Source organism: Pirellulales bacterium (assembly GCA_019636335.1).
Taxonomy (GTDB): domain Bacteria; phylum Planctomycetota; class Planctomycetia; order Pirellulales; family JAEUIK01; genus JAHBXR01.
In genome coordinates, this window is sequence record JAHBXR010000001.1 from 494,979 (window position 1) to 511,118 (window position 16,140).

General features: G+C 66.8%; 3 protein-coding genes. 1 reads left to right on the forward strand and 2 read right to left on the reverse strand.

Annotated features, from left to right (window positions below; genetic code table 11):
- Nucleotides 1-40: 40 nt before the first annotated feature.
- Both KF708_02020 and KF708_02025 read right to left on the reverse strand, forming a co-directional pair.
- Nucleotides 41-5,614, reverse strand: coding sequence for a polyketide synthase dehydratase domain-containing protein (locus KF708_02020; GenBank protein ID MBX3411466.1), 5,574 nt, complete (start codon nt 5,612-5,614; stop codon nt 41-43).
- On the reverse strand, nt 5,611-14,439 hold the full coding sequence (locus tag KF708_02025) for an SDR family NAD(P)-dependent oxidoreductase (GenBank protein MBX3411467.1): 8,829 nt from the start codon (nt 14,437-14,439) through the stop codon (nt 5,611-5,613). The genes KF708_02020 and KF708_02025 overlap by 4 nt, the downstream gene beginning before the upstream one ends.
- Nucleotides 14,440-15,023: 584 nt before the next feature.
- Between KF708_02025 and KF708_02030 the strand changes: the two genes are divergently transcribed.
- Nucleotides 15,024-16,064, forward strand: coding sequence for a hypothetical protein (locus KF708_02030; protein ID MBX3411468.1), 1,041 nt, complete (start codon nt 15,024-15,026; stop codon nt 16,062-16,064).
- Nucleotides 16,065-16,140: the final 76 nt, after the last annotated feature.

Here is a 16,140-nt window from a genome sequence, read left to right on the forward strand (position 1 = left end):
GCGGATTTGCCGGGAGCCTGCTCGAACGGCGTGCGGGGCCTCAGACCTCGCGCGGGAGCAGACACAATGCGATGACGCGATTCTCGCGGATGCGACGGTGGGCCGCTAGACGGACCGGTCGGTTCGGTGTGGAAACGAATTCGGGAAACGCCTCGGCCATGGGGCCGTGCAGATCCATCCACAACGTGCCACGCGGCGCGTCGATTTGCTGAATGGCGACTGTGCGTGGACCGCCGATCACTCCGCGCCCCAAGGCCTTGCCGAACGATTCTTTGGCCGCCCAGCCCGAGAGGTACCACAAGTCGGGCGACTCGCCGGTGGCAGCCGCCGCGGCGTCGAGCAGGGCGCGCTCTGCCGTGGTAAACGTGTCTTCGACCAGTTCCGGCGGCATGGGTTTGGCCAATTCCATGTCGATGCCGGCTCCGCGGAAGCTGCCGGCGCCGGCGGCCACGGCGACCGCCTCGAGCCCCTTGTGCGAGATGCTCACGTGCGGCGCATCGCCGTGCGAAAGGCGTACGAGCGGCCGGCCGAATTCGTCAGGCAGAATGCCCACGTCCGCCAGGTAGAGGGGAGTCCGGGCTCGCAGTCGGACGGCATCCTTGGCGGCGATGCGGCCCATCAGCCACGAAGCCGTCTCGCGCGGCGGCGTCTTCAATTCGCGAAAGATGCGCCGCTCTTCTCGCCCCAGGATGATGCGCCCCAAGACCTGCGACCAGAGCCGTTCCATGAGCACGGGATTTTGGATGCGGGCGACTTCAGCCACGACGCAATCTTCGATGCCCGGCACGCCGGCAAAGAGATCTGAGATGGCGCGGCTGCACGTGACTTCAGTGGGCGACTTCGATTGGTGATGGATCGGCGTGGGGAAATCGACCACCTGGCAGCGACGTCCCATGATGCGCAGCACGACTTCGTCGCGAGCGGTTTTCACTTCGAGATCGGTGAGCAGATGCTGGCCTTCGCGGCGAGCGGTGGCCACGCAGGTCAGCGGCTCGTCGGGCGGAAGCTCGGTGAATTCGAGACGCTCGAAGCTGTTGGGATAGACCATGTGAACTTCGGAGTCGTCGGGGTGCCAACGGCCGTAGATCATGCCGGGGACCTGGGTCGCCACGTCGATCAGGGCCATTGGCACGCACAGGGCCGGCGGATCGGCCGAGGCGAACAACCGCGTGGCGTCGGGTTCGTGGACCGTGGCCCGGACGGCGTCCGCATCGCAGCATTCGAGCCTGGCGACCCCGTGAAAGGCAGGTCCGTGGAAGAGAATCCAGCCGTAGATGTCGTCGGCCCAGTCGACAGAAGTCCGAGCGCGATCGGCCACTTGAGGTGTACCGAGCGACGCCGATGTCGGCGCTAGCTCGACGGTCCCTTCCGCAATCGCGGCGGCCATTCCTTCGACGTCGGCCTCGTAAAGCGCGACGCGGACGGTGAATTCGTCCGTACGGTTGGCCTCGATGCGCAAGCGGCGGGTGTCGCTCTCGAACGTGACCCAGCGCAACGTGCGGACGTCGGACATGGCCACGACCTGGTAGGCCGGCACGAGCCGCGCCGCCGCTTCAGCCAACAACTCGAGCATGCCGGCCATCGGCAGCACGGGCAGGGCGATCAGATCGGGTTCGTCGGCCGAAAGCCTGCGTCCCAAGAAGGTGTGATCTTGCAGGAAGCGATGTTTCTCGACGTCCAACTCGCAGTCGGCCACCAGTCGTTGGCCCGGCTCGTGGACGAGCACCGCCTCGACAAAGGGGAAAGGAGACACGGCAAGCGCGACCTCGGCCGATAGCTCGGGCGACTCGACCTGCTCGGCCGTCGAAGAAGGGGCCGCGGGCGTCGTAGACACCGCCACAGCCGAGGTAGCAAGGGGGGCGCCGGCTGGGCGCGGGGCAGCGGACTTTGTGCCACGGGCCGAGAGTTCTACTACGCCCGAGGCCACTTCGCGCAGCGTGCGCGCGGCGGTCAGGCGCTCCATCACGGCTTCGGGGGGATCGGCGCTCTTGGGGAGCGCCTCGCGCCGGATCGCGCCGATCACTTCGACACGTTTGATGGAATCGATGCCCAGGTCGGCCTCCATGTTGGCATCGAGATCGAGCATCTCGGCCGGGTAGCCCGTACGTTCGCTGACGATACGTACCAAGCGGTCGAGAATCGAGGCCTGATCGACGAGAGGCGACTCGGTCGAGGCCGTTCCAGACGCCGCTTGTGGAATGGAGACGCGTGGCGCCGAGGCGCCGTTGCCATTCGTCGCTAGAGCCTTGGCCACTACCGGCGCGGCGGGGGCAGGTGAAGTCGGAGCGATTGCCGGCACAATCGGCGACGCACTGGTGACAGGCCGGTCTGCGTGGATGCCGTTTTCGCTGCTGGGGGGGGGCGGCACGGGCGTCATCGGCAGGCTGGGCTGCATGTGGGGAGTGGTAATGGCAGCGGGCGTTTGAGTCGCCGCGGCCGTCATCACTTTCTGCTGCAATGCCAGGAATTGCCGCATCGTCTGCTGGTAGTCGGCGTAGGCGCGCAACCGCGCGTCCATCGCCGTTGCAGCGACGGGATTATGCGGCGTTGGCCCGGCAGAGGTGAGTTGGGCAGAGCGCGACGGCGTTGCGGTAGCCGATACCGCCACCGGAGGAACGCCCGGACTGATGGTAGGCATCGCCGGCGCCGCCGGCGGAGTTTCCAGAGGCTTGCTTGTCATCGGTGGGAGCGGGACCGCGGGTGAATGCTCGCGCCAGGCTTCGATCGTCTCGCAATCGAGCGTAAGGGTGGGCAAGTCGAGACGCAGCGGCGGATCTTCCGGCGGCGCCTGCACGGGCTGGCCCAGCAGATCGACGATCCGCGGGGCGCGTCGGCGGTAAAGCGCTTCGACGTCGAGTCCCGCGCCGTGCGCCACGAGCATGCCGACGGCGCGGCAAAGCTGCGTGATCCCATCGGTACGCTGCACATCGAGCGGCACCGCGGCGTGCGGCTTTCCACGTAGCGTATCGGTGATGAAGTTCGTTAAATTGCCGCGCGGTCCGACCTCGACAAAGATGCGGATGCCCGCGGCGTGCATCGCTTCGATCGTTTCGCGGAAGCGAACCGAGGTGCTCCACTGCTCGATGGCCAGGTTGCGTACGGCGGGCACCTCGCGGGGATAGACACCGGCGCTCGAGCAGGACCACATCTCGACGGTCGGCTCGGCCAGCGGAACGGAGTCGAAATATTCTTCGATGATGCTGACGGCGGGGGCAAAGTCGGCGGTGTGATACGCCCGACCCCAGGGGAGACGTTCGCAGAGGCCTCCCTTGCCGCGCAATTGTTCGAGGGCCGCTTCGGTGGCAGACTCATCGCCGGAGAGAATGACCTGGCTGGGACAATTGTCCATGGCCACGCGGAGCTTGCCGTTCGAGCTGGCGAGCACTTGGGCCACGGCCTGGGGGTCGGCGCCCCCCACGGCGGTCAACACGGCCGGGGGGACACGTCCCGAGCGCGCCAGCGCCACGGCGTTGTTCGCGCCATCGGCCAGGACCTGGATCAGCTCGTCGTCGCTCGCCGGCGCAATCGCGCCGGCGGCCAGCAACGCGCCGAATTCGCCACTGCTATGGCCGATGATCGAATCGGCGCGCAGATTCAACGTTTTCAGTAACGCCAGCAATCCGCGCGAGGCGAGCGTGACCGAAGTGACCGCTCCGCCGAGGGCGAGCAGATCGTTCTCGGCCGACTCGCGTTCGCTCGGCAGGGGAAAGATCAGCCGGCTCAGCGGCTGCCCGAACGTGCTCCGCGCGAAGGCGGCATCGGTCAGATCGAACTCGCGGCGGACCTCGGGGAAGTGCCGGCACAGATCGGCTAGCATGCCGGTGTACTGGGCCCCTTCGCCAGGAAAGACGAAGGCGACGCGACCGGTGGCGGCCAGCGGCTCGGCCTGCCAGAAGATGCCGCTGCGATCCTGAATCTTCGTACGGTCTGGCTCGGCCAGATAGCGCGACGCGGCGGCGAGCTTCTTGCGCAGATCGTCGAGATCGCGCGCCACCAAGGTGAGCTTTGCCGGACCGGACAAGCACGCGGCGGAAGCGGCCACATCGAGCAGCTCGATGCCCGAAGATTGATCGAGCCAGATGGCAATCTGCTCGACGCGCGAGGCCAGTTCCGCACGATCCGCGGCGGAGATCACCACCAACTCGGCGGGCCAGCGCCGTTCGAGTCGCGTGAGCGTGGCTTCGTCCGCTGCGGGGTGTTCTTCGAGCAGGGCGTGGGCGTTGATGCCGCCGAAACCGAAGGCATCGATCGCCGCACGGCGCGGCGTCTCGCGATCGCCGTGGATCCAGGGACGCGGCTCGGTGTTCAGGTAGAACGGCGTCGAATCGATATCCAACTCGGGATTTGGCCGCTCGGCGTGCAGCATCGGCGGTAGCACGCGGTGATAGAGCGCGAGCGCCGTCTTGATGAGCGAGGCGGCGCCGGAGGCCGGAATCAAATGGCTAATCATCGACTTGACGCTGCCGACGGCGATGTTCGGCTTCGGCCCTTGGCGCGTACCGAAGCAGGCCGAGAGGGATCGAATCTCCGTGGCATCGCCCAACGGAATACCGGTGGCATGCGCCTCGATGAGACCGACCGACGCGATATCGCAGCCCGACTGCTCGTACGCGCGGCGAATCGAGAGTTCCTGACCTTCCTGGCGCGGGGCCAGCAGGCCGAGCGCTTTGCCGTCGGACGAGACACCGACCGATTTCAAGAGCGCGTAGATGCGATTGCCATCGCGTTCGGCGTCGCTCCGCCGCTTGAGCACGATCACGCCACACCCCTGTCCCAAGAGCGTGCCGTCGGCATCGGCCGAGAAGGGGGCCGGCGTACCCTTGCGGCTGAGCGCCCCGAGATAGCTGAACGCCTTGTGGACGAGTCCCGGCGTGGAGACCTGCACTCCGCCGGCCAGCACGGCGTCGCAGCGCCCGGCGCGCAGCTCGCGGATCGATTGATCGACCGCCAGGAGCGCCGAGGCACATGCCGCGTCGACCGTATAGGTGGGACCCTGCAGGTTTAGCCGGTTGGCGATCCGCGCGGCGAGCACATTGTGCGTCAGGCCCGGCACTGTCTCGGCGTTGAAGGGGGGCATGTGCGCCTTGAGAGAATCGCGCAACCGCAAGAGATCTTCTTCCGAGCGGTGCGGCTCGAGTTGGCGCAAGACCTCGAGCACCTGGTCGATCATGTAGCCTTGCGCGATCATCGTCACGAGGCCGCGATTGATGAAGATGCCGCGCCCCAGGATCACGCCGGTGCGCTCCGCCACCAGCGGAATCTGCGGGTAGCCGGCGTCGGCCAGGGCCTCGACCGCGGCGCGAAAGGCGAGAAAATGATCGGGCTCGGAGCCTTCGATGCTGCTCGGCATGATGCCGTAGCGCGCGGGATTGAAACGGCAGAGGTCGCGCAGGTATCCGCCCCGACCCGTGTACGAGCGAGTCGGATCGGCCGGGTTCAGAAACAGATCGGGCTGCCAGTCGGCGGGGGGATCTCCCACGGCGTCGACGCGATCGACGATGTTCTGCCAGAATCGCCCAGCCGAATCGGCCCCGGGCAGAAAGCAGGCCATGCCGACGATGGCGATATCTTCGGGTGTCCGCACGGGAGAGCGTGCGGCGGGCGGAGAACTCATCGCGACACGCTCCCGGCAATGCGGTTCAACGCCGCGGTGCCTGCGCCCTCGAGCCCTTGAAGCAGGCCGACTACCTGGCCGTCACGCAGCAGCCACACATCGGCCTTGTAGGCGCTTTCGTTGGTGCTGGGATCGAGGCGGAAGAGTGCCTCGAGGCGTCCGCCCGACAGCGGTCCAAAGCGGTGATACACGGCCACCCGATTCGGCAGCGGCGACGTGTCGAAGGTGGCGCGCGACCAGAGCATGGCCAACTGCGGGCAGGCATCGATCACGACCGGATCGATCAACCAACTGGGGGCACTCTCGCGCCCCAGGCATTGCCGCGGACTGCTCGGTTGGAAGATGGCATCGACGCCGCTGATGTCGAGCCCTGGCAACTCGGCAATCGCGCGGAACAACGGGCCGTGAAACAACCAGCGATCGTACGCCTCGGTCACGGTGTCGAGCGGGAAGCGGGTACCGATGCGCGCCAACTGCGGCGCCGGCGGGGGCATAGGACGATCGAGCGAGATGCGCACGGTCGACTGGTAGTGGGGCCGCTTGCGCTGCGCGGCGTCGAAGATTCTGACACGCCACTGACCGGCGCGATCGTCGCGCGAGAGGGGCGTTGCTTCGACCACCAGCTTGCGCTCGGGGGTTTGGAAAACGATGCCGGCGAACATGCGGACGTCTTCGACGTGGGTCACCTGCCAGCCGGTCGGCGCGGCGGCCTGAGCAGCTTCGGCCATCAGCTCCAAGGCCAGGGCGGCCGGCAGCACGGCGCGACCGTCGATCACGTGATCGCCCAGCAGGGGCAACTCGGCCACGTCGAGCGTCAACTCGGCCTCGATGCCGCCATCTTCGAGCCGACGAACCCGGCCGGCCGCGAGCAACGGCGTGCTGGCTTCAATCACTTCCGCCGGAGTGAGATCGAGCGTGGCCTGGTCCTGATCGACCCAGGGCCCGGCGCCGTAGATCACGGCGCAGTCGTGCCGCGGACCAAACAGCAATTCACGCACGGCGGCATGACTTCCGGCGGCCGGAGCGATCATGTTCACGCCGCGAGCCGCAAACTGGCGGGCCACCTCGGGCGTGACCATGCCGGCGCCCGCCCAGGGACCCCAATTGAGCGCCACGACGCGGCCGGGCCAGACATCGTTCAAACGTCGGGCCACGCGGTTGAGGATTTCGTTGGCGGCGGCATAGTCGCATTGCCCGGCGTTGCCGAAGAATCCGGCCACCGACGAGAAAAGCACGAGCGCGCCGACGTGGGCGGCATCGAGCTCTCCCACGATCGTGAGGAGCGGATCGATCTTGGTCGAGACGACGGCGTCGAACGAGTCGGTCGCCTTGTCGCGAATCAACCGATCTTCGATCACGCCGGCCCCATGCACGACCACGTCGAGCCGGCCATGCCGGGCACGGCAATCGGCCAGCGCCTTGGCGAAGGCGGCGCGATCGCGCACGTCGCACTCGATATACTCGGCACGCGAGCCTTGGGCCCGCAGCTCGTTGAGCGTTTCGCGGATCTCGCGATCGGCGAGCAGGCGGCGCAGGCGATGCTCAACGTCGCGCGGGGAGACCGTACCCCCGGCGGCCCGCAGTTGTGCCAAGAGCGCCTGCCGCAGGGCGGTGGCGTCGGTGGCTCCGGCCGTGGCCGGGTCTTCATGTTCGGCTGGCATAGGGCTACGGCCCACGAGGATGAGCGTGGCCTGCGTCGCATGGGCGATCTCGCGCGCCATCTGGGCGGTGATACCGCGAGCGCCGCCGGCCAGCAGCACCACATGCGAGCGATCGAGCGTCAGAGTGGGAGGCGAGGTGCCTTCTTCCGTCAGTTCGCGATGCAGGGGGCGTGGCGTGAGACGCTTGCCTTGGCGATAGCCGATTTCCACCGGTCCGGCGGCGAGCAGCTCCCGCACAAGCGACGCGACGTCGGGCGCCGCGTCGTAGTCGACCGTGCGGAACGAGGCGGTGGGCCATTCTTTGGCGGCCGTCTTGAGCATGCCAGCCAATCCGCCGCGCCAGGGGCGAGTTGCATCGCCGGGCGTATTGAAGTCACCGGCGCCGAGGCTGGCGGCGAGCACGGGGAAACCGGCCGAATCGTTCGACGATAGCTCCGGCGCGAGCGCCTGCAATAAGAACAGCAGCCCGCGCACTTCGCGGCGATAGAAGTTGTTCCAGTCGCCCCGTTCGAGGGCAGGAAATTCGGGTGCCGCCGCGAGGGGCGCCAGGTGCAAGAGCGCCCCGATCTGGCCATGGCGGCGACGCAACTCGGCCACGTCCGATTCGGCCGCTTCGCGGCTCGCCAGGGTGTCGCCGGGCAGGATCTCGGCACGGCCACCGCGCTGGGCAATTTCGTGCGCCAGTTGGGCCGCCAGGCCTTGCCCGTCGTCGGTGATCAGCACCAGTCCCGGCGGCAGGGCCAGCCCTCCGTCGGCATCGAAGGGGACCTCGACCGAAGTTACGACGCAGCGCGGACAGGTGGCGGATCGCTCGCGCGGCGCGTGCGAATGGCCGTTCGTGCCGTTTCCATTCGAGTGCAATGCGGCGGGGGCCGTGGGGGCCGCCGTCCGCGTGGGAGTTGTTGCCGGTGCAGCCTTGGCCGCGACGGTAGCCGAGCCGCTACTCGACAAGCGCACGACCCCTTCGACGATCGTGCGGAGGCTGGTGGCGCCGCTCATCTGCTCCATGAACCAACTGGGAGGATCCTTGACCGCGGGCACAGCTGCACGGCGGAACGCGCCGATAATCTCGACCCGCTTGATGGAATCGATGCCCAGGTCGGCCTCGAGATTGGCCTCGAGGTCGAGCATGTCGGCCGGATAACCGGTGCGTTCGCTGACGACGCCGACGAGGAGGGTCGTCAACTCCTCGGGGGACTTCGACTCATCGTGTGCGCTCGCGCCATCGTGGCCTTGCACGACGACCAGGCTTTCTTGCAGCTTTTCCTGTACGGCCGTCGCCGGTGTGTTCCCCTGCGTCTCCTGGGCGAGTTGCTCGACCCCCGCCAGGATGTCGCGCAACGTCGCGGCGCCACTGACGCGCTCCATGAACCAGGCGGGCGGCTCTTCGACTTGCGGCACCGCGGCACGGCGGAACGCGCCGATGATCTCGACCCGTTTGATCGAGTCGATGCCGAGATCGGCCTCGAGGTTGGCCTCCATCGGCAACATGTCGGCGGGATAGCCCGTGCGATCGCTGGCAATGTCGACGAGCAATTGCGGCAGATCGGCCGCCATTGGTAGCGGTGTGGCTGGCGTGGCGGCAGGCGGGGCCACTGGTAGCGGCGCGGCGATCACCGGGGCAGGTTCTGGTTGCGGGGCCGGTGTGGCCGGTGGTGCTGCGACGGGCACCGATGCGGCCCGTTCGCCCGAGGGGGGCAGGGGGGCAAACGCCGGCGGTGCCACGGCCGCCACTGATACATACGTCTGCGATTCCGCCGGCGCCGGCATCGCACCACCGCCGAACATCGCCGAGAGTACCGATTCCTGCGTACGCAGGAACATCCGCATCGTGTCCTGGAAGTCGGCCAGCGCCTCGGGGGGCACGCTCAGCGAGGCCGGACTGCTCACAACCGGACCGGCGGTCGTGGCTGGCACGGCTCCCGCCACGACGTGCGCAGGCATGTTCGCCGGCGCGACCATGTAGGGCGCCGGGGGAGGAACCGGCGCGGGGGTAGGCGTTTGCGTTGCGGACACCGATTCGGGCGTGGGCTTCTGCATGACGGGGACCGTTGTCTCCGTAACCGTGGCATGGAGATCTACCAATCGCGCCCGTGGCTGCAGGACGCGCGGCGGTTCGCTCGAGGGTCGTGCATAGCCGCCATTGACCAGCCACACGTGTGGCGCCGGGGCACGCTGGACCTGGCTGGCAAGCGAGGCGAGATCGATAAGCTCGACCTGGCGACCCGCATACAATCGCTCGGCATCGACCGGGACGCCTTGCGCGTAGATCTCGGCGAGTGCCGCCAGCCATTCGCTATAGCCGGCGCGATTCGACAACTGCGTGGCGACGGCGACATGGGGACGATCGCCAAGGATCTCGGCGACGAGTCGCGAGAGAACCCGCCCGGGGCCGGCCTCGACGAAGATTCGCGCCCCGGCTGCATACATCGCTTCGATCTCGTCGGCAAAGCGCACCTGGCCGGTGAGATGCTGCATCAGCAGTTCTCGCACTGCGGCGGCTTCGCCGGGATACGGCGTGGCGGTGGCGTTGCTGAACGTGGCCAACTGCGGGGGCGCAAAGTCGCACGCGGCCAGATCGGTGGCGAAGCGCTCGCGGGCCGGATCCATCAACGGACTGTGAAACGCGCAGGCGACGGGAATAGGAGTGGTCGCCAGCCTGGCCGCGTCACAGCGTCGAGCCGCCTCGGCAAGTCCCGCCGCGGTTCCACTGACGATCGTTTGTCGAGGACTGTTGAGGTTGGCGAGCCAGACCTCGGCCACATCGCCGATCGCCTGGGCGACCTGTTCGGCCGAGCCGCGCACGGCGAGCATTTGCCCCAGTTCGCGTCCTTCGCCTTCCCGCGCCAGATCGGCAATGGCACGGCCACGCGCTAAAGAGAGGCGATAGAGTTGCTCTTCGTCGATCGTGCCCGCGGCACAGAGGGCGACCAGTTCGCCATAACTGTGACCGGCCACCATCTCGGGACGCACGCCAAAGCTGTCGAGCAAGCGGTGCAGGGCCCAATCACACACGCCGAGCGCCGGTTGCAGGACGTCGGTCGCCTTGAGTTCTTCGGCCGCAAGCCGGCGCTGATCGTCGTCGAACGTGGGGGGCGGGAAGATATAGCGACTCAGTGCGCGATCGTAGGAGCCGGCCAGAACGCCATCGGCCCGGGCAAAGGCATTGTTCACGTCGCTGAAGTCAAGCGCCAGGTCGCGCAACATCTCGACGAATTGCGAACCTTGCCCCGGATAGAGGAAGGCGATCTTGCCCGAGTCTGCCAACGGAGTCGAAGAATAGAACACGCCGGGGGGCAATGCCGGCGGCCCAGCACCGGTCGCCACGGAAAGATGCGCGGCAAGCACGTCGAGTTGTACGGCCAATTGCTCGGCATTCGGCGCGACGACCGCTGCCCTGTAGACGCCACTGGCACTTGCCTGACGCGCGTGCCAGGTGAAGGCGAGGTTCGGCAGATCGACTTCGGCGCCGGCTTCGACGGCCGCGCGGACTTGTTTGGCGAATCCTTGCGCGCGACGTGCGAGTCCGGCTGGTGTCGAGTCGGCCAGCAGGAACAATTCGGCTTCTCGGAAACGGCGTGCCACGGGCGGGGTCGGCGTGGCGGCCGCCGCGTATTCCTCGAGCACGGCGTGAAAGTTCGTTCCGCCGAAGCCGAACGACGAGATGCCCGCGCGACGGGGATGCTCGCTACGAATCCAGGGACGCAACTGCGAGTTGACGTAAAGGGGGCCGTCGACGAGGCCTGCCTCGGGATTGGGGCGTTCGACGTGCATCGTGGGGGGCAGGGCCCGATAGTAGAGCGCCAATGCCGACTTGATGACGCCCGCTACGCCGGCGGTGCATTTTGTGTGACCCATCATCGACTTGACGCTGCCGACCGCCGCCTGCCGCGCTGCGGAGCCTGCCAAAGTGAGCAATCGCCCCAGGGCGCGACACTCGGTCTGATCGCCGACGACGGTGCCGGTGCCGTGTGCTTCGAACAACCCGACAGTCGCGGGATTGAAGCGTGCCTGGGCGTACGCGCGCTCCAGCGTGCGAAGCTGGCCTTCCATGCGAGGCGCGGTCATGCCCTTGCTGCGGCCATCCGAACCGCCCGCCACCGCGCGAATCACGGCGTAAATGCGATCTCCATCCCGTTCGGCATCTTCGCGCCGCTTGAGCACGACCGCGGCCAGCCCTTCGCTAATGGCGATGCCGTCGGACTGGGAGTCGAACGTGCGCGAGCGCCCCGTGGGCGAAAGAGCCCCGGCGGTGCCGAAACAGAGGTACGTAAAGGGGCTCTGCAGCGTATCGCACCCGCCGCAGACGACCATGTCGCTCGTGCGCTCGACCAACTCGCGGCAGGCGAGATAGATCGCGGCCAGCGACGACGCGCACGCGGCATCGACCGTGAAGTTCACGCCGCCGAAGTCGAAACGATTCGCCACGCGTCCGGCAACCACGTTCATGAGGATGCCGGCGAAGCTGTCTTCGGACCAGGTGGGGAGCGCGTCGAGCACCGCGGGGCTGGAGTTTTCGGCGATCTGCGGCATCATTGCCCGCACGGCGTAGCCAGTGCCAAGCTCGGCAATGCCTCCCCCCGCGCCAAAGATGACGCTGGTGCGCTCTTTGTGAGGGTTCTCGCGATCGTAACTCGCGTCGCGAAGCGCGCGATCGACGAGCACCAGCGTGAGCAACTGCATGGGCTCGATCTGACGAAGGGCCGCCGGCGGGACGCCATAGCGCAGCGGATCGAACTCGACGTCGTCGAGAAAGCCACCCCAACGGCTGTAGATCTTGTCTTCGGCCGAGCGGTCGGCATCGAACCAGCGTTCCCATTCGAAGCGGTCGCGCGGAATCTCGCGGACGACATCGCGCCGCTCGATCACGTTGCGCCAGTAGGAAACCAGGTCTTCGGCGCCGGGAAAGAGGCACGACATGCCGACGATCGCGATGTCGAGCGTCGGCGGAGCGTCGGCCGTGGGGGCCACCTGGTGCGGTTCCTCTCGTTCGCCCGCGGCCAGGAGTCGCTGGGCGCCTAGGCAAACGTCCTCGTGCAGTTCGCGACAGGTGGAGCGGTGATCGCGCAGCGCCGCCAACTGGCCGATCATGTACATTCCCTCGCGCCGCTGCTCGTCGGGCGGAAGGTGCGCGTAGGGACTCTCGCCGGGGGGAGGAGACGTTTTGCGTGCGACCCCCTTCGAGGCGATCCGCAAACGGCCGAGATTCATTTGCTCGAGCTCTTCGCGAATGCGTTCGGCGGGCACCGCCTCTTGCTTGAGACGGCGTTTCTCGGTCAGGAAGGCGTCGTAAAACTCCGTCCGAGCGCAGCGTGTCGCATGGCCGGGGCCCGTCTCGAGCAGGACCGTTTGATCGGTCTGGATGGCTGCTTGTTGAAAGCCTTCGACGATGGCCCCCGAGGCGACAATTTCGTGCGTGAACAGGTAGGCAGTTCCCAGCAGTACGCCCACCTTCATGCCGCGCTCGATGAGCGATTCGGCCAGCACCGAGACCATGGCCGCACTGAGCCCATCGTGGATACCACCGGCAAAGAGTACGTGAACGTCCGCGGCCTGCTGGGGGGACAAGGGGGCGTCGAGCAGCACCTGGATCATGCTCTCCCACAGCACAAAGCTGCTGCGCGGACCGACGTGTCCCCCGCATTCGCGTCCCTCGAAGACGAAGCGCCGTGCCCCTTCGGAGAGGAACATCGACAACATGCCGGGGGAGGGGACGTGCAGATAGGTGGTGATGCCGCGGGCCTCGAGCGAGGCGGCCTGGTCGGGGCGCCCCCCGGCGATCACCGCGAAGGGAGGACGCACCTCTTCGATAACGGCGAATTGCCGCGCCCGCAGATCACGATCGACGAAGCCCAGGACGCCCACGCCCCAGGGAAGCGGACCGAGCAGATCACGGGTCGCTTCGAGCAATTTGCGAACCTGCTCGGGGGACATGAGTGCCAGGGCGAGAAATGGCAGGCCCCCCGCCTCGGCAACCGCCTGGGCGAACTCCGGCACGTCGCTGACGCGCGTCATCGGCCCTTGCACGACGGGGAACTCCGTCCCATGCGATTCGGCCAGCGGGTTGCCAGGACGCACAGCCGATTGACGCCGCGCTGCCGTGACCGACTTGCGCAAATCGCGGCGCAGCATGCGCAACGCCTGGCCAATCGATTGCACTTCACGCGACCAGGAAACTGCCAAGGCGGCATCTTGACCGATGGCCCAGATACGTTCCCGCTCGGACCGTTGGCTGAGCCCGACGGCGATGGCCTGCTGCCACTCGTGGGCGGCGCCCGCCACGTCGGCCTGCGACGATGGCGCGGCCAAGAGGCGATCGGCCACCCCCTCGAGCGTCGCAGCGGCGGTGTAGCCGGGCTGCGAAAAGAGCCTGAATTGGCCCCCGGCTGGGCTTTCGAGCGCCACGGTCTCGCTGCCATCGATCTGCGCGAGACGCCGCCGAAACGGGGCGGGGATTGGTGATTCGCTCGTCAGGGCGAGTTGCCAGTCGAGCACGACGCCGTGCGCGCCGGCCACAAACGCCGCGGCCACCGTTCGGCGGCCGATCCCCCCCCAAACCACGATGGGGAGTTGCTGCCGCGCGAGCAGGCGTTGTAGCAAGATCAGGCTCGTCTCGTCACCGACGCAGCCGCCCGACTCGTGCCCCTTGGCCAGCAGCAAATCGATCCCGTGCTCGGCGGCCCAGTGAGCCTGCTGCTCGCACGAGACGACCATGCCCACGCGCGACGCGACTTCCCGGGCTTGGTCGAGACAGGGGCACAGGCGATCCGCCGCCTCGGGACCGAGATTCGCTCCATAGGGGTAAGGTGCGACGACGACGAGATCACAGGAACCAATCGCGGCGAGAGCATCGTGGGCAAGATGTTCATCGCTCGCGTCGAGGATCAGGCCAACCCGACCGTCGGTGGCCGAGCGCAATCGAGCCGCCTCGCGACGGACAAGCTCGCCGTCGCGACAGAAACTGAGATCGAGCAACCCCACGCCACCGGCGCGTGCCGCGGCAATAGCCGGCCCCGCATCGCAAAGTCCGAGCGGATTGGCGACGTAGAAGTCGAAGTTTTCGAGAGTCGGGCGGAACGATCTGACGGAGTTTTCCGAGTGAACGACAGGCTCGGCTTGTTGGCCGTCACCAGGCGAGCCCGCGTTTGCACGACGCGCTGTCACGTACACCTATCCACCGGCGCAACGCCGAAGAAGACAACGGATGAATCCAAACCGCGGCTTGCCCCACTTCTTCTCTTTGCCCCGCGCACAGCGAACCATGCGCAGGGAAGTTGCCTCTTCGACCGGCGCAGGTCGATGCTGAGCGGTGCAGGGGAGTTGCGTACCGATCGCTCGGCAGGAGAGCGAATCTTCAGGTGCGTGAGAGAGCGACCTCGATCGCTCCCAAATGATCGCCAGAACGACGCGCGCCACCGCGACGTATCCGTATTCGATCGCGTCCTCGGCCTCATACCAATCGGGCAATATGCGAATTGAATATCGCCCGATCATTGCAGCATCGACATCAGGAAACCAGCATAGTCGACATTGCCCGGAAAGCAACATTTTCGTGGGTTTTTGCGGCATTCTTCACGGTTCTACACATGCTGGTGACGCAACCCGTCCACGGCTCTATCGGCGAAATGACCGTTCTTTCCGCAGCGCGGCGCTATTCTGGCGTTGTCGACGTCGTGTATGCTGAGCGGCATCGCGGTGATGCCGTCGCGGCAGCCCCCCCGAGTGGATCGCAACCCGAAGATGACGTCATGCCGGGCTACGCTCGCTCCGACTACGATGCCGAGGCGACTCGCCGGCGCAGCTTGCCCTGGCGTGCCGCCATTTTCATCATCGCCGTCGCCTGCTCCGGGGTCTTGGGCCTGGCGCTGTTGCGACACTCCCGACTTCAGGCCGAGGCCTCGATCTTGAATCGCGACGTTGAACATCAATTGCGCCACGGCGACCGCGACCGCTACTACTACGTCCACGTGCCCGAAGGGCACGATGGCACGCAGCCGCTGCCGGTCGTGTTGAACTTTCATGGGGGGGGTGGCAACGCCGACGCGGCGCGGCGCCAATCTCGCATGAATGAGGTGGCAGACCGACACGGCTTCCTGGTCGTCTACCCGGAGGGGAGCGGCCGGCTGCGTCACAAATTGCTCACGTGGAACGCCGGCTCGTGCTGCGCTTACGCGGTCGACAAGCAGATCGATGACGTGGGTTTCGTCGCCGCGCTGCTCGATGATTTGAGCAAGCAATACTCCCTCGATGCTCGCCGGATTTATGCCACCGGGATCAGCAATGGCGCGATGCTGGCCTATCGTCTGGCGTGCGAACTGCCGGATCGCATCACGGCGATTTCCCCGGTCGCGGGCACCCTGGGGGTAGACGGCCCGGTACCAGATCGTGGCGTGCCCGTCCTTCACTTTCACGGCCGGCAGGACAGAAATGTCCCATTTTCAGGCGGTTTTGGACCCAACGGCCTGCTGAAGGTGGACCACCGCTCCGTACCCGACACGATCGCCTGGTGGTGTCGGGCGAATCAATGCGACGTCGAGCGTCCCGAAGTGCAGGAGAGCTCCGACGTCGTGATTCGAAGGTATCTGCCCCGCGCGGACGCCGGCGCGAAGGGCGCGCCGGTGGAACTGTACGAGCTCACCGATGGGGGGCACACCTGGCCTGGCGGCGCCGACATTACGGCGGGGCTGGGCACCGGTAAACTGGTGACGAACGTCGACGCGAGCGAGCTGATGTGGCAGTTCTTTCAGCAGTTCTCCTTGCCGGCGAAGGAACGCGCCTCAGCGGAGTAAGGAACCGGTGGCGACGCGCCGCCCTATTGAAGCGTCCTCCTCGGGGGCACTCCCTCAGGTTGGGGACACTGTTAAG